The organism is Massilia sp. Masssp93, from assembly GCF_059491295.1.
In genome coordinates, this window is record NZ_CP168502.1 from 4877838 (window position 1) to 4896703 (window position 18866).

At 64.1% G+C, this 18866-nt stretch carries 16 protein-coding genes and 1 tRNA gene; 14 read left to right on the plus strand and 3 right to left on the minus strand.

The window, feature by feature from the left end:
- The first annotated feature begins 1 nt into the window (after nucleotide 1).
- The 3 genes from ACEN9Q_RS20165 (at nucleotide 2) to ACEN9Q_RS20175 (ending at nucleotide 1961) form a co-directional block, all read left to right on the plus strand.
- Nucleotides 2–463 carry a hypothetical protein gene (locus ACEN9Q_RS20165; RefSeq protein WP_495625786.1) on the plus strand — a complete coding sequence of 154 codons (462 nt, stop codon included), beginning with the start codon at nucleotides 2–4 and terminating at the stop codon, nucleotides 461–463.
- Nucleotides 464–929: 466 nt separating this feature from the next.
- A complete protein-coding gene (locus ACEN9Q_RS20170) occupies nucleotides 930–1205 on the plus strand; it encodes a hypothetical protein (RefSeq protein ID WP_495625787.1) in 276 nt (91 codons plus the stop codon).
- A gap of 477 nt (nucleotides 1206–1682) precedes the next feature.
- On the plus strand, nucleotides 1683–1961 hold the full coding sequence (locus ACEN9Q_RS20175) for a PAAR domain-containing protein (RefSeq protein ID WP_435573542.1): 279 nt from the start codon (nucleotides 1683–1685) through the stop codon (nucleotides 1959–1961).
- Between the two features lie 543 nt (nucleotides 1962–2504).
- On the opposite strand, the gene ACEN9Q_RS20180 is transcribed toward ACEN9Q_RS20175, so the two are convergent.
- The gene (locus ACEN9Q_RS20180; protein ID WP_495625788.1) at nucleotides 2505–5198 is read right to left on the minus strand and encodes a putative bifunctional diguanylate cyclase/phosphodiesterase; all 2694 of its coding nucleotides are present in this window, start codon (nucleotides 5196–5198) and stop codon (nucleotides 2505–2507) included.
- 157 nt (nucleotides 5199–5355) lie between these two features.
- Between ACEN9Q_RS20180 and ACEN9Q_RS20185 the strand changes: the two genes are divergently transcribed.
- Together ACEN9Q_RS20185 and ACEN9Q_RS20190 are read left to right on the plus strand one after the other, a co-directional pair.
- Entirely contained in the window at nucleotides 5356–5928 is a 573-nt protein-coding gene (locus ACEN9Q_RS20185; protein ID WP_495625789.1) for a TetR/AcrR family transcriptional regulator, read from the plus strand.
- A complete protein-coding gene (locus ACEN9Q_RS20190) occupies nucleotides 5925–7298 on the plus strand; it encodes a hypothetical protein (RefSeq protein WP_495625790.1) in 1374 nt (457 codons plus the stop codon). The genes ACEN9Q_RS20185 and ACEN9Q_RS20190 overlap by 4 nt, the downstream gene beginning before the upstream one ends.
- 58 nt (nucleotides 7299–7356) lie before the next feature.
- Here the strand turns inward: ACEN9Q_RS20190 and ACEN9Q_RS20195 are convergent, their stop codons facing one another.
- Nucleotides 7357–7794 carry a hypothetical protein gene (locus tag ACEN9Q_RS20195; RefSeq protein WP_495625791.1) on the minus strand — a complete coding sequence of 146 codons (438 nt, stop codon included), beginning with the start codon at nucleotides 7792–7794 and terminating at the stop codon, nucleotides 7357–7359.
- A 293-nt stretch (nucleotides 7795–8087) separates the two neighbouring features.
- On the minus strand, nucleotides 8088–9053 hold the full coding sequence (locus ACEN9Q_RS20200) for a diguanylate cyclase (RefSeq protein WP_495625792.1): 966 nt from the start codon (nucleotides 9051–9053) through the stop codon (nucleotides 8088–8090).
- A gap of 170 nt (nucleotides 9054–9223) precedes the next feature.
- Here ACEN9Q_RS20200 and ACEN9Q_RS20205 point away from each other — a divergent pair.
- From ACEN9Q_RS20205 to ACEN9Q_RS20245, 9 genes are all read left to right on the plus strand, one after another.
- Nucleotides 9224–9299, plus strand: a tRNA-Lys gene (locus ACEN9Q_RS20205).
- Nucleotides 9300–9461: 162 nt separating this feature from the next.
- The gene (locus tag ACEN9Q_RS20210) at nucleotides 9462–9998 is read left to right on the plus strand and encodes a periplasmic heavy metal sensor (protein WP_495625793.1); all 537 of its coding nucleotides are present in this window, start codon (nucleotides 9462–9464) and stop codon (nucleotides 9996–9998) included.
- Nucleotides 9999–10012: 14 nt separating this feature from the next.
- A complete protein-coding gene (locus ACEN9Q_RS20215; RefSeq protein WP_495625794.1) occupies nucleotides 10013–10726 on the plus strand; it encodes a winged helix-turn-helix domain-containing protein in 714 nt (237 codons plus the stop codon).
- Nucleotides 10719–11753, plus strand: a complete 1035-nt coding sequence (locus ACEN9Q_RS20220) for a HAMP domain-containing sensor histidine kinase (protein ID WP_495625795.1) — start codon at nucleotides 10719–10721, stop codon at nucleotides 11751–11753. Before ACEN9Q_RS20215 ends, ACEN9Q_RS20220 begins: the two co-directional genes overlap by 8 nt.
- A gap of 253 nt (nucleotides 11754–12006) precedes the next feature.
- On the plus strand, nucleotides 12007–14025 hold the full coding sequence (locus ACEN9Q_RS20225; protein WP_495625796.1) for a TonB-dependent receptor plug domain-containing protein: 2019 nt from the start codon (nucleotides 12007–12009) through the stop codon (nucleotides 14023–14025).
- 2 nt (nucleotides 14026–14027) lie between these two features.
- Nucleotides 14028–14576 (plus strand): YfiR family protein, encoded by a 549-nt coding sequence (locus ACEN9Q_RS20230; protein WP_495625797.1) that lies wholly within the window; start codon nucleotides 14028–14030, stop codon nucleotides 14574–14576.
- A 27-nt stretch (nucleotides 14577–14603) separates the two neighbouring features.
- A complete protein-coding gene (locus ACEN9Q_RS20235; protein WP_056443916.1) occupies nucleotides 14604–16703 on the plus strand; it encodes a putative bifunctional diguanylate cyclase/phosphodiesterase in 2100 nt (699 codons plus the stop codon).
- 300 nt (nucleotides 16704–17003) lie between these two features.
- Nucleotides 17004–17327, plus strand: coding sequence for a helix-turn-helix domain-containing protein (locus tag ACEN9Q_RS20240; protein ID WP_495625798.1), 324 nt, complete (start codon nucleotides 17004–17006; stop codon nucleotides 17325–17327).
- Nucleotides 17324–18820: a type II toxin-antitoxin system HipA family toxin gene (locus ACEN9Q_RS20245; protein WP_495625799.1), complete on the plus strand. Its 1497-nt coding sequence runs from the start codon at nucleotides 17324–17326 to the stop codon at nucleotides 18818–18820. Before ACEN9Q_RS20240 ends, ACEN9Q_RS20245 begins: the two co-directional genes overlap by 4 nt.
- Nucleotides 18821–18866 lie beyond the last annotated feature (46 nt).

Sequence of the window (18866 nt, forward strand, 5' to 3'; positions counted from 1 at the left end):
AATGCATACCATTAAATTAGATTTAAATCACGGTTCGGCTTCCGTAGAATCGAAGCCGATAGAGGTTGACGCGAATGGCGTTCTCGTCGATTCTATCGCAAAGCTATGTTCGCCCCCGACTCACACAAATCAAGGGCGAACACGCTATCGCTTATTAACAAAAGTCAGTGTTTGCGGACAATCGGCCGATGGCGTGATTGAAGTCGGAGAAGGAAGGATATTCTCCATAACGTTTTTATTTGATTTGATCGAGTTTTTCACATCCAGCATTCTCGAGTCAAAAGTAATAAAAGCATGTGAGAAGTCGTTGAATTTTAGGTTTGTAAGTAATCATCCAAGCACTGCTTTTCTGGATTCTTGCGGATGGGGAAGTGCTGTATTTTTTTATGACGAGAAGCAAGGCGATCTAAGTTTAGAGATCAGATTCGAGAGCGAGTCAACTGAAACAAATTCGATGGAATGATTTTCCAAAATATTACTTTGGTACGCACCTAATCCAACGAAATGGATGGACCCATTGAGGCTCACCACATGCACAGAAACCCCAATCAAAAATAACTTTGCAAGCAATCTTTTGAAAGCACGAGGACTTTAAAAACGACGCAGCAGGAGGCAGTAAACAGCTTTGATGGTCAAATTTATGCTTCTCACAAATGCGCCGGTGAGCAATTCATAATACTGAATCCGACGCAGGAGCAGCGTCAGGAGTATTTGTGACGCGATGCTCGGCTGGGGCAACACCTGCAGGAAGACGCCAACTTGCGCTTCCACCAAGCAATACAGCGGAATTTGAAAGTCCTGTTGCCCTACCTCGGAATCAAATGTTGCCCGATGCGGGGTAGCACTTCAGCCACAGTGGGGATCTGACAAAACCGGAGGGATTGGCAAGTCGTAACCGCCGGAGGCAAATACACAGGAGCGCTTAAACGATGACGACCTTTTCAGAATTAATTAACGGCATCGTCTCCGATTTGCATCAAGGAGGATTTATTAAAGATGCTAATGAGTTGTGGCACCTTGCTAATTTGACGTTAGACCAAACTCAGTTGGAAGATACCCGCAAAGATTCTTTGAAGCAGATAGAGATGCGTTGCCACGTGAAGTGGCTTGGGGACTTTTACTTGCCTCATTTATCGCAAAAAGATTGGTGGGGAAGACTTGAAAAACTTGGTAGGTTAACTAAGAAGCACGTGCAATCCATTTGATAGTAAAGGGCAGCATGAGGATAAAGAGAAAGGGCTCTACAACTGGCATCGGTATTACTAGCCGGACCTCGCATGTTACATAACGGCCAATAAATTATTTATGTTGAAGAACAACTTGGTCATCGTAGATTTAAACCCTGTCGTCGGAGCGACGCTACCAGTCTCGGACAGGACGTTCTACCAGTGCATTAACTGCTGGAGCATTCTCCGGTCAAACCCTTCGGATAATGAGTACTGCGTCTGCAGAAATGTCTCCGTTGATGTTGATGCTGGAAGAGCTGGGGCTAGAGACGAGCGGTTGCTTCGAGTGTTGCAGATCGCTCGTGCAGACTGATTCAAACGCATGGTCACACCCATCACTGTGGCAGCAGACGAGTCCCGAACTATTCATTAAATGGGTTATGAACAGACGGGACTCGACAATTAGCCTAACGGCGCATCGATCTACTAACGTCACCGATTCCACCGGAGAGCCAAATGTCATTGAAAATCATTACAGTCGGAGACAAAACCGATCATGGCGGCACAGTGATTAGCGGTTCGCCCAACCACGACATCAGGGGAAAAGCGATCGCCCGACTGGGTGACAAAGTTGACTGTCCGCAGCCCTACCCCGGCGGCAAACCGCACGGTGTAAACAAGATCATTACCGCCCACGACACACTCACAGTCGACGGGGTGCCCGTTGCAGTCGAAGGATGCACGACGGAATGCGGGTGCAAGCTGATCGGCAGCTTGCCTGCGACGGTCGGTTGAAGGCTTTGTGAGGTATTACCATGTCGATCGAAGACTACCTGGCCAATCTCAAGACGAATACCATGATCTTGGCAGTTGTGAGTGGCCCTGCGTGGCTAGCTCGACAGCCTCCCGCTTCGCCTGCGCGTACACGGTCGTGATAGTTAGGCTCGCACGACCGTACACCTTGTGGAGCACGTGCATTTGCACGGTGCTGCCCGCTGTCCGTGTGGAGAAGCAATGCCAGAACCCAGGTCGCCCAGGGCGTGACGGGCAGGCCGGCCACTTCGGCAGCCATATGTAGAGCCAATCGCCTTAGGCCAAGAGCAGACACGGCCAGCTCACCAAATGCCGGGCTTGTGACGCAACTCCAGATAAGTTACCGTCCGGCCCCTTCGGTGTGACTGGTTATCGCACCTGGCAAGCGTTACAAGTCACTGATTAATAAAGGTTGTCCGTACCGACCCAGCGACTTTTAATCCGTTGGTCGCAGCTTCGCGCCCCGCACGGCTTACCAGAATCACCAGGAAGCCCCCGCAATTCAGTGTGTGGGCTTTTTGCGTTCTAGCAGTCCGCCTCCATCAACACGAAATTGCGCGCCACCGGCTGAAACGCCGCCGGCGGCATCGCCTTCGAAATCAGGTAGCCCTGGATCTCGTCGCAATCCAGCGCGCGCAGCATGTCGACCTGTTCCATCGTTTCGACGCCTTCCGCCACCACCCGCATCGCGAGCGCGCGCGCCATCGTGACGATCGCCCTGACGATCACGATCCCGCCCTCCGTCTTGCCCAGCTGGACGATGAAAGCGCGGTCGATCTTGAGGCCGTCGAAATTCAGCTTGTACAGCTGCGACAGCGACGAATAACCGGTGCCGAAGTCGTCCAGCAGCACCTTGATCCCGGTCTGGCGGATCGCCTGGATCGCGCCCACGACGGAGGCCGTCTCGTTCATCACCGACGACTCGGTCAGCTCGACCTCGACCAGGCGCGGGTCGACCGCATGGAGCTCCAGCGCCCGGCGCAGCGTCTGCGCGACGTCGGTATCGTTGAACTGGCGCGGCGAGATATTGATCGATACGGGCACCAGCTTGTTGCCGTTTTTCGCCCACAGCGCCAGCTGGGCGCAGACCTTGTCGATCACGAGGTCGCCGAGCCTGAGCACCAGTCCGGTCTCTTCGACGAGCGGAACGAACTCGGCCGGCGAGACGACGCCCCGCGTCGGATGGATCCAGCGCACGAGTGCCTCCAGGCTCGTGATCGAGCCGTCCGCCAGGTCCACGCGCGGCTCGTAGTACATGACGAACTGGTCGTCCGCCAGCGCATGGCGCAGTTCGCGGATGCGCTCGAGGCGCGCCTTCAACTGGTCGTGGAACTTGCCATCGAAGAAGCGATAGCTGCCCCGCTCGTTCGTCTTCGCCGAATACATCGCGACGTCGGCGTTCTGCAACAGCGTGCGCGGCTCGGTGCCGTCGGTCGGGAACAGGCTGATGCCGATCGAGGCGCCGAGCACGTACTCGCCATAGGACATGCGGATGGTGCGGCGGAAGGCGCGCTGGATGCGCTCGCTCGCCTGGGCCGCATCGATCGCGTCGGCGACGTTTTCGATCACGACCACGAACTCGTCGCCGCCGAACCGGGTCACGCAGTCGTGCGGACGGACGGCTTCCTTGAGCCGCTGCGCGGCCGTGCGCAGCAGCTCGTCGCCGGCCGCATGGCCCCAGGTATCGTTGATCGCCTTGAAGCCGTCCAGGTCGATGAACAGCAGGGCAAACATGGTGTGCTCGCGCTCGGCCCGGGCGATGGCCTCGCGCAGGTGACCTTCGACCCAGTAGCGGTTGGGCAGGCGGGTAAGCGGGTCTTCGTTGCTGCGTCGTAGCAGCTCATCTGCGTGTGCGCGTTCTTCCGTGACGTCGCGGGCCGAGACGGCCAGGTTGTCGCCGTAGCGGAACATTTTGAGGTGCACCCACTTGGCCGGAAAGTTTTCCTGCGGGCGTCCCAGCGTCACCTCGTTGTAGCCGCTTTCCATCGCGCGCCGCAGGCTGTCCATGCGCGTTTCCATGGTGTCGCCTTCATACAGGTCGGTGACTTTCTTGCCGATCAGGTCCCGGCGGTCGCGCGCCACCAGTTCCGCCGCGCGCCGGTTGCAATCGATCACCTCGAAGTCCTCGATCCCGCCCCATTCGTCCCATTGGGGGCGCAGCATGTAGAAGCCCTCGTTGCTGGCCTCGGTGGCCATCCGGTACGTCTCGCGGATCACGCGCAGTTCGCGGTCCCGGCGCGCCAGGCGCAGCGAATTGGTCATCGCGAGCAGCGCGAACAGCACGATCGTCACCGTGCCCAGCAATGCGCTGTTCGTCCACGCGCGGCGCATCGCATACCAGGGGGCGAGGATGGTCTCGTAGTCGAGTCCCACCACCGCGTTGACGCCGCGCCGATCGATATGCTCCCAGCCGACGATGCGGGGCCGGCCGTCGCCGAACCACGCCGCTCCATCGACCAGCGCACTGCCGGCCGCCATCCTCAGCGCCGGCGCATGGACGAACGCAGGGCGGCGGGTGGTGCCCGCCGGGCCCTCCGAGCGCAGCGCCCGCGTCAGCCCGTCGTCGCCGACGATGGCCAGCAGGCCGTCCTGGCGGAACACCGGCTCCGCATCGCCCATCGTGAAGTACGCGGGATCGACCGCGACGACGACCGCGGCCGCGAACTTGCCATCCCGGTTCGACAATGCCCACGCGAAGAGCAGCCGGTGCCTGGGCCCGCCGCGTCCCTCAATCGCCACGTTGTCCACGAAAAAATTGACCGGCATGCCGCTTTGCACCCGGGGCAGGATGTAGGCGGCCGCGGCGGGCGACATCGTCGTCGGCGCACTGGACGTCAGCACCCTCCCCTCGGCATCGATCAGCGCCACGACCAGGCGCGACGAATGGAGCAGCAATCCCTGCTCGTCCGCATAGCCGAGGTGGACGTCGCCCTGCCGCGACTCCCAGTCGTATTTCACGAAGCGGGCGGTCTGTTCGATCGTGTCGATCTCGCGCCCGATCCGCTCGGCGTAGCCGTCGGCTAGGACCTGCGCGTCCTGCAGCGTCTTGAATTCGAGCTGCCTGCGCTCCGCCTCCAGTTGCTGGAACAGGACGATCCAGCCGAGCCCCAGCACGACCAGCGCGCCCATCGGCCAGGCAAGCAGGCGCCAGATATGTTGCCTCCAGAACGCAAGACCCCCGGCGCGCGCGTGGCGCACTGTCGCGACGCGTGCTCGCAAGTACGTTAATAGTCTGCGATACATTGCTCGCCCCTACTAGTCCGACGATCCTTCCATCCGAAAGTACAGCCGGTCCGGGAAAAATTCAACTTGCACACATACGATGCCGCCCAAAAGAGCGCTTGCCTGACGATCATTTTTTGTATACGGTGTATACATGACGACCAAGGAACGTATCCTGGCGATTGCCATCAGCGAACTCGAAGCCCACGGACTGGACGGTTTGAGTTTGCGTGCCGTCGGCCAGAAGGCGGGGATCACGCCCATGGCGGTGTACCGCCATTTCGCCGACAAGGCCGCGCTGTTGCAGGCCGTGGGCGCGCACGCGCTCGACCGGTGGCAGCGCCGGGTCCAGGCGATCGGCGCGCTGCCGCTGCTGGCCGGATTCGATGCCATCGCGACGGCATTCGTCGATTTCGCGCTGGACGAACCGGCGCTGTTCGATGCCGCCTTCGTGCTGAAAACGCGCGCCGAACGCATCTATCCGGACGATTTCGAGACCGGGCGTTCGCCCGTCATCGGCGGCTTCGCGCTGCGTCTCGCCGAGGGCCAGGCGGCGGGACTGGTGCGGGCCGGGCCGCCACTGGAGCTGGCGATGGCGACCTGGGGCGTGCTGCAGGGGCTCGTGGCCTTGCACCGCTCCGGCCGATTCAACCTGTCGCGGCCGGCGTTCACGGCACTGTGCCTGCGCTCCGCGGCGCGCATCTATCTCAAGGGAGACGGGCAATGACATCATGGGGCATCGTTGCCGCACTTCTGTCGGGCGCCTTGCTGGCGGTGAGCCACGACACCGGACAGCTCGGCTGGCTGGTGCTCGTCGCGCCGGTACCGCTGCTGGTCCATGCCCTGCGCGCCCCCAGGGCACGGCACGTCGCCGGCCTGGCGTTCGCGGCCGGGCTGATGGCCGAAGCCGGACCGATGTGGTTCTATGGCCGCGTCCTGCCGGTGATCTATGCCCTCGAGGTGTATCAGGCACTGCTGTTCATGCTCACCGTCCTCTTCATGCGGGCACTGTATCGACGCTTTCCGGCGGCCGTCGCAGTGCTCGGGTTCGCGGTCATGACGGCGGCCGTGGACTATCTGCGTGGCGCGGCGTCGCCGAACGGCAGTTTCGGCGCGCTCGGCTATGCGCTCGTCGACGTCGTACCGCTGCTGCAAACGGCCGCGCTGGCCGGCGTCGCCGGGCTGAGCTTTCTCGCGGCCGTGATCCCGGCGGGGCTGGCCGTCCTGTGCGTCAAGCCGCGCGATGCGGCGGCGGCGCTTGCCTGGACGATGCCTGTGCTCGCCGCGTCGCTGTACGGGTTCTGGTACCTGGCGCAGCCATCCGGTCCATCCTTGCGCATCGCCCTGCTGAGCGACGACCGCTACGCCGGGCGCGTGTTCGACCACCCCGAAGCGGGTCCCGAGATCGCCGCCGCGTTCGCGGGCCAGGTCGCCGCGGCCGCCGCCCGCTCGCCGGCGGCGATCGTCGTGCCGGAAAAAATCCTGGCGACCGGTACGGGCTTGACGGCGCCGCCGGGCAGCGTCGTCGTCGCCGGTCTCGACGGACCCGCGCCGCAAGGCCGGCGGCTCAACGTCGCCGCGCTGTATCGCGCCGATGCGCCGGTCCGGACCTATCTGAAGAAACGCATGGTGCCGGGCCTGGAGGCGGAATACGTGCCGGGGCACGCCGAACTGGTCACGCGCATCGGCGGACTGCAGGCCGGCATCGCCATCTGCAAGGATATGGACTTCGCACCGGACCTGCGCCTGTACGGCCGGCGCGACGTCGGCCTCATGCTCGTGCCCGCATGGGATTTCGACCGCGACGCTTATCTGCACGGCCGGATGGCGGTGGTGCGCGGCGTCGAGAACGGTTTCGCGCTGGCGCGCTCGGCCTCGCAGGGATTGATGACCCTGAGCGATGCGCATGGACGCATCGTGGCCGAACGGCGCACGATCCGCGGCCCGTCCATGCTGGTCGGCGACCTGCCGACGGGCCGCGGCGGCACGGTCTACAGCCGCATCGGCGATGCGTTTGCGCAGGTCATGGTGGCGGCGTGGCTGGGCTTGCTTGCGCTGCTGGTGTGGCGGCGCAAGCACGGGACGCAGCGCGCCTGATCCGACGCCGCCGCCGGCGCGGCGCCGGCGGCATCGCCTTCCGGCGCGTGCGGCTCCCTCAGCGCTGGGCCATCGGCGCCGTCACCACGATGACCTGGGCCATGCGCGGATCGGTGACATCGCTCGGCACATAGCTCATCATCATGTCGTCGCGGGTATCGCCGCGGTTGAATTCCATGATCACGTTGCCGTCGCGCGAGACGAACCTGTCCGGCGACTGCGCGACGAGGCGCATCGGATGCTGCTTGTCGATCTGCGCGACGATGCCGTCGCGCGCCGGCTGTACCTTCAGGCGCCAGCCGTTCGACAATGCATAGGCGCCGCTGATGGCCTCGGCCTGGTAATCCCAAATGCGGAATTCGGTACTGGGCTGGGCCGTCACCTCCACGCGGGAGATCGGCATGTCGTCGTTGATGGGATAGTTCCCCGACTGCGCGCCGGCGCCGGGCGCCAGCAACAGCAGGGATGCGGAAAATGCCAGGGAAAGAGGACGCATGATCGCTCCTTGTAAAACGGGATGGGCGAATGGGACATGCACCGCGCCCGTGGGCACGGTGTCTGGCCTTCCGATGCCGCGGTGCGGGCCTCGCCGGCAGCGGCAACCTCAGTCTAGGGCGGCGGCCGCCACCCACAAGGCCTATAGATGCCGCATCACGAAACAGTCTCTATTCGGCGCGAATCAGATCGATGCGAAATGACGCGCATCCGGCGGCGACGGGCCGCTTCCCGTATCGCTATGCGCGGCGCGGGAGCGGCATATGCACGTTCCCGCCGCATGCCGAATGACGGTCAGGCAGACGGGTCGCCATCTACCACGACACGATTGCGGCCGCCATGCTTGGCCGCATACAAGGCCTTGTCGGCGGCCTCGATCAGTGCGGGAACCTCGTGCAGGCGTTCGCGATCAAAGCTTGCGACACCGATGCTCAACGTGACCATCGGCCAGTGGGCCGCCGGCGCATGCGGCAGCGCCAGACCGGCCACGTGTTCGCGGATCGCGTTCGCGTGCAACCTGGCCTGCTCGAGCGACGTGTCAGGCAGGATCGCGGCGAATTCCTCGCCGCCATAGCGCGCCGCCACGTCGGCCGGGCGCTTCAGTTTGGCGGCGAGCGCCTGGGCCACTGTGGACAGGCAGGTGTCGCCCTGCTGGTGGCCGAAATGGTCGTTGTAGGCCTTGAAGGAATCGATGTCGATCAGCAGCAGCGACAGCTCGCCCTTCATGCGTTGCGCGCGGCGCAGTTCGCGATCCAGCGCGACGTCGAAGTAACGGCGGTTGGCGATGCCGGTGAGGCCGTCGACGTACGACCGCGCACGCAGCGATTCGGCGTGGTCGAGCAGGCGCTTTTCGCGTTCGACGGTACCGCTGACGTCGCGGATCTCGATCATGCAGTAGCGTTGCTCGCCGTCCCGGAACGGCGTCACCGTGACGGCCTGTTCGATGCGCGGCCCGTCGAAGCTGCCCGCCTCGCGCAGCGGGAACGGGGAGCGGCTTTCCGTTTGCGGGATGACCGTGCTCGCGCCATCGGTCAGCGCCGCCAGCACGGCCGCTTCGACGCGCGAACCGCGCAGTTCGGGGAACACCTCGAACAGCGGGCGCTCGCGCACGCGCGCGGCGGCGCGGGCGGAACGCGGCACCATCCAGCCGTTCCAGAGCACGATCTTGTGGTGGGCGTCGAGCACGATGATCCCGCTGTTGACGAGATTCAGGGCGCGCGGGGACAGGTCGTTGGCGGTATCGGAGTCGGTCGGCGTCACGGCATTTTTAGTATCTGAAAATCAACTGATCATACCGTAATTCAACCGCGATGGCGGGATTTCGGAACGCCTCGCACGCCCGGCATTTGTTCGCACATCGCGGCAATTGTTGCCAGTTTTCACGAAAGCACTTGGCCGCCGGCCTGCGATCCGCTATAATGCTGCCCGTCGGGTCGTTAGCTCAGTTGGTAGAGCAGCGGACTTTTAATCCGTTGGTCGCAGGTTCGAGCCCCGCACGGCCTACCATGAATTACCAGGAAGCCCACGCATTTCGGTGCGTGGGCTTTTTGCGTTTCCGCGCCCGCAAGCCGGCTTTACAAATCCGCTTTACAAATCTTTACGCGCCGCACATATAGCGGCAAAACGGCAGCCCCAGAGTGGGAACCTCCACTTACAGAAAGGCTCCCGATGAACACCCACGACGACAGCAAGCCCGGCAACACCACCGCTCCCGCAGCGCGCCCCAAACGGCGCTGGCTGGTCGCCGCCGCACTCGCCGTGGCGGCCGGCGCCGCCGGCGTCAGCCTGGCCAACGGCCTCCCGGCCCTGCCCGGCCACCACGGCCATGGCGGGCACGGCGGGCACGGCGAACTCATGGCGCTGGACCCGGCCGCCATGGACGCGCATATCGACAAGATGGTCGAGCAGTTCGCGGCCGATGCGAGCCCGGACCAGAAGGCACGGGTGGCGGCGATCGCCAAGGCCGCCATGGCCGACCTGCGGCCGACGCACGAAGCGTTCCGCCAGGCGCACGCCCGCGCGCACGCGCTCCTGACGGCGCCCGTGATCGACCGCGCCGCACTCGAACAGCTGCGCGCCGAACAGATGCAGCGGATGGACCTCATGAGCCGGCGCGCGCTGGCCGCCGTGGAAGACGCCGCCGACGTGCTCACACCCGAGCAGCGGGTGAAGTTCGCCGAGCAGCTGAAGGCCCACATGCACTGAGGTATGATGCCCGCATGGTCCAGCAAGTCCTGATGATCGAAGACGACGAGCGCCTGGCCGGCATGGTCGCAACCTACCTCGCGCCGCACGGTTTCGAGGTGCGGCATGCCGCCAGCGCCCAGGCGGGCATCGCCACGCTCGAGCACGACGGCGACGCCATCGCGCTGGTCCTGCTCGACCTGATGCTGCCGGATGCCGACGGCCTCGACGTCTGCCGCCGTATCCGCACGCTCGCCGCGCCGCGGCGCGCCGTCCCGATCATGATGCTGACGGCGAAAGGCGATCCGTTCGACCGCGTCGTCGGCCTCGAAATCGGGGCCGACGATTACCTGCCGAAACCGTTCGAGCCGCGCGAACTGCTTGCGCGGCTGCGCGCCGTGCTGCGCCGCCCGCCGCTGGCGGCCGAGCCGGAGGCGCGCGTGCTGCGCTTCGGCCGTCTCGAGATCGACCTCGGTGCGCGTGTCGCGCGGCTCGACGGCGCCGCGCGTGCGCTGACCGCCTACCAGTTCGACCTGCTGGTCGCGCTGGCCGAGCGGGCGGGCCGCGTGCTGTCGCGCGAGCAGCTCCTCGACGCGGTCAAGGGCGAGGCATTCGATCCGTTCGACCGTTCGATCGACGTCCACATCGGCCGCCTGCGCGCCGCCATCGAGGACGACGTCAGGCAGCCGCGCCGCATCATCACCGTGCGCGGCGTCGGCTATGTGTTCGCCAAGGTGCACGATGCCTGACGCCACGCGGGGGCCGGCCACGCGCGTGACGCCCGGACAGCGCCTGTTCGTGCGCTTCTACCTCGCCTTGCTGGCCAGCCTGCTGACGGCCGCCGTGTTGTTCGGCCTCGCGCACCTGCGTTTCGATCCGGTCCGCGCGGGCCTGGCGATCGTCGGCCCGCGCATGCATGCGATGGGCTTCGTCGTGCTGCTCGTCGCGATCGCACTGGTCGTCGCGGCGGGCGCCTACCCGGTCGTGCGCCGGCTGACACGCCGCCTGGAACGGCTGCAACGCAGCGTGGAAGCGTGGGGCGACGGGCAGCTTGCGACACGCGTGGCGGTGGAAGGCGAGGACGAGGTGGCACGCCTTGCCGCCAGCTTCAATGGCGCGGCGGCGCGCATCGAGGCGCTGGTCGGCGCGCAGAAGTCGCTGCTGGCCAACGCCTCGCACGAACTGCGCTCGCCGCTCGCGCGCATCCGCATGGCCGCCGAATTGATGGCCGGGCAGGCCGCGCCCGCGATTCAGGCGGAGCTGCGCCGCAACGTCGCCGAACTGGACCAGCTGATCGACGAGGTGTTGCTCGCCAGCCGCCTCGACGCCGTCGGCGCCGTCACGTCGCCGCCCGAGGAAGTCGACCTGACCGGCCTCCTGGCCGAGGAATGCGCGCGCGTGGGCGCGACGCTGCAGGCCGGCGCCCACGGCATGATGGGCGACCCGAAGCTGCTGCGCCGCATGGTGCGCAACCTCGTCGAGAACGCGGTGCGTTACGGCGCCGGATCAAAGGTCGAGGTGCGGCTCGCCGCGGCCGGCCCGGCGGCGCTCCGGCTCGACGTGTGCGACGGCGGCCCCGGGATCCCGGAGGCCGAGCGCGAGCGTGTCTTCGAACCGTTCTACCGGATCCCCGGCGCGAGCGAAACGGCCGGCGGCGTCGGCCTCGGCCTGGCGCTGGTGCGCCAGATCGCGCGCCGCCACGGCGGCGATGCGCAATGCCTGCCGAACGGCGCGGGCGGCTGCTGCTTCCGGGTGACGCTGCCGCGGGCGCGCTGAATTACCTGCCTTTTGCGTGGCGCCGGGTGGCCGGAAAGCCCTTCCTCGTCAACAATCCTCCCGCTCGAACCTTACCGAATTAGTTTCGACCGACAATTAATTGGTTCTTGTCAACAAATGCTCTCGAGCACGTCCTTACACTAGGCGGCTCGGGCGCTCTGTTAACGCAAGACAGCGTGCCCGTAACAGTTCTGTGCGTCCGTCCCGCGCCGCCAGGCAAGCTGCTTCTCGTCAAGGACCTTTTATGTCGTCAATGAAGGTAACGCCCCTCTCTCGTCACCTGTCGCGCGCACTCGGCCTGCTGGCAGCCGGGCTCCAGGCCGGTGCATTGGCGCAGCAAGGTCCGGATCTGAACGCCTTGCCTCTCGAACAATTGCTCAACCTGGATGTCGTCACGGCGTCGAAGATTCCGCAGAAGATCAGCGAGGCGCCATCGTCCGTGTCGGTGATCACGGCCGAGGACATCCGCCAGCGCGGCTACCGCACGCTCACGGAGGTCCTGCAAAGCGTGCCCGGCATGACGGTGTCCTACGACCGCAACTACAACTATGCGAACATGCGCGGCCTGGGCAATCCGGGCGACCTGAATACGCGCCTCCTGATCCTGATCGATGGACGGCGCCTGAACGACGTCGTCTACGACCAGGGCGCCATCGGCACCGAATTCCCCGTCGACCTGGACCTGATCGACCGCGTCGAATTCGTGCCCGGCCCCGGCTCCGCGATCTACGGCAGCAGTGCCTTTTTCGGCGTGGTGAACGTGATCACGAAAAGCGGCGCGGCCATCCAGGGAACTTTGGCGAGCGCGGGCCGGTTCTCGGGCGCGGGCCGCGAGGCGCGCATCGTGCACGGCAGCGGGACGCCGGGCGGCATCGAGCTGCTGCTGAGCGCCTCGGCGTACGACAGCGCGGGGCGCGACCTGTACTTTCCCGAATTCGACGACGCGGCCAGCAACCATGGCGTCGCCGTGGGTCTCGACTACGACCGCTACCACCGGCTGTTCGCCAAGCTGGGCGCGGGCGGCGTCGTCGCCGAGGCTTATTTCGGCAGCCGCACGAAAGGCATTCCGACGGCGTCCTACGGCCAGCAATTCAACGATCCGCGTCCGTGGACGCTGGACGAATACGCGGGCGCCGCCCTGTCCTGGCGCAGCAAAGTCTCGGAGACGCTCGACCTGTTCGCCGGCGTGAGCGTCGCGCGCTACCGCTATTCGAGCGTCAACGTCACCGAGCCGGAGTCCCGGGGCCCGACGCGCAGCATCGATACGGCCGCAAGCCTCAGCAGCGGCGCGGAAGTGCGCGCCATCAGCAGTGCCCTGGCCGGCCACAAGCTCATCGCCGGCGCGGAATATACGCGCGACAGCAAGCGGCAAATGACGAACTACGACCTCGATCCGTACCACCTCAATCTCGACGTGGCCCATCCCAAGCGCCAGGCCGCGGTCTATCTGCAGGACGAGATGCGGCTGGGCCAGAGCGTCATCCTGAATACGGGCCTGCGGCGCGACATCGATTCCGAAGGCGGCGCCACGACGAATCCGCGCGTGGCCCTGCTCTACAAGACGGCGCGCCAGGTGACGCTCAAGGCGCTGTACGGCACTGCCTACCGCTCCGCCAACGCCTACGAGCGCTACTACACGTTCGGCTACAAGACGAATCCGGCGCTGCGCTCGGAGCACATCAAGACCTATGAACTGGTCGCCGAATACTTCCCGACCGATCGCTTCCGCGCCACCGCCTCCGTCTTCCAGTACCGCATGCGCGACATGCTGGCGCTGGCCACCGACCCGGCGGACGGATTCCTGTTCTTCTCGAACATCGACGCGGCGCGTGCCACGGGCGTCGAACTGGAGGCGGAATGGCTGCGCGAGGACGGCAGCGCGCTCAAGGGCAGCGCGAACGTGCAATCGGCGCGCAACGACGCGAACGGGGAATGGCTGTCCAACTCGCCGCGCCGTCTGTTCAAGCTGGACTACGCGCTGCCGCCGCTCGGCGAGCACCTGCGCGCGCACGCCGAGTACCGCTTCACGAGCCGGCGCCGCACGGTCCAGGGCGGCGAGGTCGGGGGGTTCGGCGTCGTCGACATGAACCTCGTGGGCACCGTGCCGGGCACGCACGTCGAGCTGTCCGCCGGCGTGCTCAATGTGTTTGCCAAGCGCTATGGCGACTCCGCGAGCGAGGAACACTACGACAACAGCGTGCCGCCGCGCCACCTGGACGCCATCGGGCAGGACGGACGCAGTTGGCGCCTGATGGCGACGGTCAGGTTCTGACGATGATGCCTGCCTGCTTCGCGCGCCTGCGCAAGAACGTGCATCTTCTGGTCCTGTGCTGCGTGCTGCTCCCGGCGGCCGTGCAGGCGCAGGCACAGGCACAGGGCGCCGACGAATACGCGGCCAAGGCGGCATTCATCTACAACATCGCGCAATTCAGCAGCCTCCCGAACATGAACGGCGTCGTGCGCCTGTGCGTGCTGGGACGCGACCCGTTCGGCAGCGCGCTCGCCACGCTGGAGGGCCGGATGCTGGGCAATGCGCGCCTGACGATTCTCTATCCGCGTTCCGGCCCGGAGGCGCTGATGCAATGCCACATCCTGTACATCAGCGCCTCCGAGGCCGACGACATGGCGACGCTCGCCGACGGCGCCCGGGCGGCCGGCGTGCTGACGATCGCCGATACCCGGGGCGCGGCGCGCAAGGGCGTGATGCTCGAACTGTATGTGGACGACAGGCGCATCGCCTTCGAATTCAACGGCGCCGCCGCGCGCGGAGCCGGCGTCGTGGTCAGCTCGAAGGTCTTGCGGCTGGCGCGCGCCATCTATTGACACGGACGACCGTGGCGGACGACAAGCATGGAACAACTCATCGAATGGATCAACCGGCAGGCATTGAGCACCAAGCTCAAATGGACCTATCTCGTCACCAGCGGCGGCGTGATGATCCTGTCGACGCTGTTCCTGATCGGCATCCAGCTGTACTTCTTCACGGCCGCGCTGATCCGGCAGACGCAGTCGCAGGCGACGATGGTGGGCGAGAACCTGACGGCGGCCATGGCCTTCGCCGACGCCGACGCGGCCGGCGACATCCTCTCCGCCCTGCGCCTGGCGCCGGACGTGCAGTCGGCCGTCGCCTATGACGTCAAGGGCCACGCGTTCGTCAGCTTCAAGAGAGATCAAAACAACCCCGCCGCCGCCCTGGCGGCCGCCGCGCCGGCCGCCGCGCGCGACCCGCACGCCGGCGACATGGTGATGGATTATCGCGGCATCAAGGTGACGCGCCGGATCCAGGTGGGCAACCGCGTCCTCGGCACGCTGGTCGTGCAGAGCAGCGTGAAGAGCGTGTACCGCCAGCTCGCGCTGTACCTGGTGCTGGCGCTGCCCGTGATGCTGGCGCTGCTCAGCCTGTCGTATTTCGCGCTGTCGCGCCTGCAGCGCTTCTTCACCGCCCCGATCCTCGCGCTGTCCGCGGTGAGCGAGCAGATCTCGCGGCAGGGCGATTATTCGCTGCGCGCCCAGGTGTCGCCGGCGGCGGACGTCGGCCTGCTGGCGCGCACGTTCAACGGCATGCTCGACCGCATCCAGAACCGCGAACGCGAACTGGAAGCGGAGATCAACGAACGCAAGCGCATCGAGATCAAGCTCGACCGGCTGGCGCACTTCGATCCCGTCACCCAGCTCAACAACCGGCACTTCTTCAACGAGCGGCTGGAAGCCGTCATCGCGCGCGCGCGCAAGTTCGACGAGCGCACGATCCTGATGTTCATCGACCTGGACAACTTCAAGACCGTCAACGACACGCTCGGCCACGACATTGGCGACGAGCTGCTGCGCCTCGTGTCGCGCCGGCTGGCGGAGACGCTGCGCTTCGGCGACGTCCTCTCGCGCATCGGCGGCGACGAATTCGGCATCATCCTCGAGAACGTGAGCCAGGGCGGCGTGGCGTCGATGATCGCGGAAAAATGCCTGGCCAAGCTGGCCGACCCGATCCACATCCACGGCCACGACATCCACATCGGCGCGTCCATCGGCATCAGCGTCTATCCGGACGATGCGACCGACATGCACGCGCTGCTGAAATACGCCGACACGGCCATGTACTACGCCAAGAACGGCGGCAAGAACGCCTGGCGCATGTTCACGCCCAGCATGCGCGACGACGCGCACAAGCGCTTCAAACTCGACAACAACCTGCGGCGCGCCCTGGAACGCAACGAGTTCGTGCTGCACTACCAGCCGCAGGTCGACCTCAAGAGCGGCGACATCGTCGGCGTCGAGGCGCTGATCCGCTGGGTCCATCCGCAGCTCGGCATGGTCAGTCCAAGCGATTTCATCCCCATCGCCGAGGACACGGGCGTGATCGTGCCGATCGGCGAATGGGTGCTGCGCGAAGCGTGCCGCGACCTCAAACGCTGGCACGAACAGGGCTTCCCGCTGCACATGGCCGTCAACCTGTCGGGCCGCCAGCTCAAGGAGAGCGGCCTGGTTGCCGCCGTGCTGGCGACCTTGCGCGAGGTCGGCGTCGAGCCGCGCTGGCTCGAACTGGAACTGACGGAGAGCATGCTGATGGACGCTTCCACCGACATCCTCGACCGCCTGCACGCGCTGACGGACGCCGGCATCCAGCTCGCGATCGACGACTTCGGCACGGGCTATTCGTCGATGAGCTACCTGAAGACCTTCCCCGTGCGCGCGCTCAAGGTCGACCGCAGCTTCGTGCGCGGCCTGCCGCAGAATCCGGAAGACGCGGCCATCACGCGCGCCATCATCGCGATGGCCAGGAGCCTGCGCATGGAGATCGTGGCCGAGGGTATCGAGACGCAGGAACAGAGCGACTTCCTGCGCGCCAACGGCTGCGACAAATCGCAGGGCTATCTGTACGGCCGTCCGTGCCCGGCCGCGCAGATCGGGCAGATGCTGGCGCAGGCGCGCACGCGTGCCTGCATCGTCGACTGAAACTCCGCTGTGGACAAACAATAAACTTTGTCACACCCTCTCCTGTCAGGTGGACCGGTTCCGGCACACCGTTCTTGCGGATAACGGTTGCCACAAAAGCGCCGCGAACGGTCTTGCATCGGTCGCTTGCAACAATAACGTTTGCCGAAGCCTGCAGGGCATGCATCGTCTGCGACGGTCCGCTATCGACCGAGGCAATAAAGTAGTATAAACCAGAAATATAGCAGCAATGTAGTGCGTTGACATTTGGCGAATATGATACTAAGGTAGTAGAAATCAGCTTTGCACTACTTTACTGCTATGAAAAGCCATCTGGAAGTTGCTAAAGTTTTACGAGATGCAATTTCTCACCGCAAGGTTTCCCAGGCTCAGCTACATGAAGAGGCCGGGATCTCCCAACGGACGTTGACGAACGTGCTCAGTGGTGACGAGGACTTCAAGATGAGTACCCTGTTTGCCCTGGCAGACAGACTGGGGCTGGAGATGCTTCTGGTACCCAAAGGGGCGGCGCAAGCCGTGTCTGCGGGCGCAGTAACGAAGCCGGTTGTAAAGACGCGCGTACAAAAGTCATTGGAGCGCCGGGGAGCGTCGGACGCGCCCCTGTTCGGAAGATATAACCCATGATTATCAAGGCCCTGGCAATCTTTGTAGGTAAGCAGCGTGTGGGCGTTCTGTTCCAATACCCGCTTACCGAAGACGCCAGTCGAGACGACGGGGCTGTGATCAATCGGTTCGTGGCCGATGACGACTTCATCAACCTGGCCGCGCCGCCGGTACTCTCGACAGCATTCCTCGCAGATACGCCTGAAGAGCAGGCCATTTTCTGGCGCGACATCAAGTCTGTACCTTTCAATGGCCGTTTCTCGAACAAAAATCAGTGGCTGCTCCCATCGTTTTTTCAGAACCTGCTGCCCGAAGGCGTCTTCCGAGATCATGTAGCGAGACTCCGCGAATGCAGTCCGACTGACCATTTCGAGATGCTTGCAGCATGCGGCAAAGACTTGCCAGGAAATGTGTACGCGCTCCCCGTCGATCTTTCCAGGGATGACATGGCCCGCTACGTCACACGAAATCAAGATTCGCTCGAGATGTCGGTGGTGGCAGAGCCGATGGAGGAAGGCGTTTCCTTGTCTGGGGTGCAGCCCAAGCTCGCTGTCATCAAGCAGGGAGATCGGTACGTCGGACGCACTAAAGACGACGGCGTGCACATCATTGCGAAACTCCCCGTAGTCGGCCAACCGATGCTCCCTGACCTCGAGTACCTGTCGCTCCAGCTCGCGGCCGCATCAGGCGTGAATGCTTGCGAGGCTTACCTCGAACCACTGGGGAAGCTGGAGGCGGAGCACGGCTACGACTTGGGCGATTCGAACAAGACCACGAACTTCCTGGCTGTCGTGCGTTACGATCGGTCCCTTTCCGGCCGCATCCATTGCGAAGACTTTGCACAGGTGTTGGGCGAAATGCCAGAGGATAAATACGGCGGCGCGATGCGCGCATCGTCTCCCCTGACTTACTTTGACGTCGCTTCTGTCCTGCTGGACCTAGAATCGATCGGCGAACCCGGTGTGCACGAGCTTCTGAAAAGGCTCGCAGTCAATGAAATGCTGGGGAATCCCGACATGCACCTCAAGAACATCGGGCTTCGCTATCCGGACGGAGCGACCCCTGAACTGCCGCCCGCCTATGACATCGTCGCCTACTCGGCTTACCAGAACAACATCGGTCATGCACTGCAGATCCTTCCACCGGACCTGATGCCTACGCATAGACGACAAACTCGGCGGCTGACGCCCAATAGCCCGGTACACACCAAGCAGACCCTTTCGCCAGCCGTGGTCAGGGCATTCTGTAGCGCGCTTGGGATCCCCGAGAAGCCTGCCGCCAAAGCGATCGCAGACTGTGTAAAGGCTGCTTACGAGAATTGGCCGCCACTCATCGAAGCGTCGGGCATTACCGATCAGCAGAAAAAGCGCCTACTCGATCACTTCTATGCGCACCCGCTGGTTGCGTCGCTGGTGATGCGCGATCAGGCGCGCCACCGCAGTGCCAGCAGGCCGGCCGGCGCAGGGCCGGACGAGTCAGCAGCCCAGGACGCTTCCGTACCCATCTCGCCATAGCCGGCCGCATTGGCAGCGGGATATTTGGCAGACCGAGCTGAGTTTC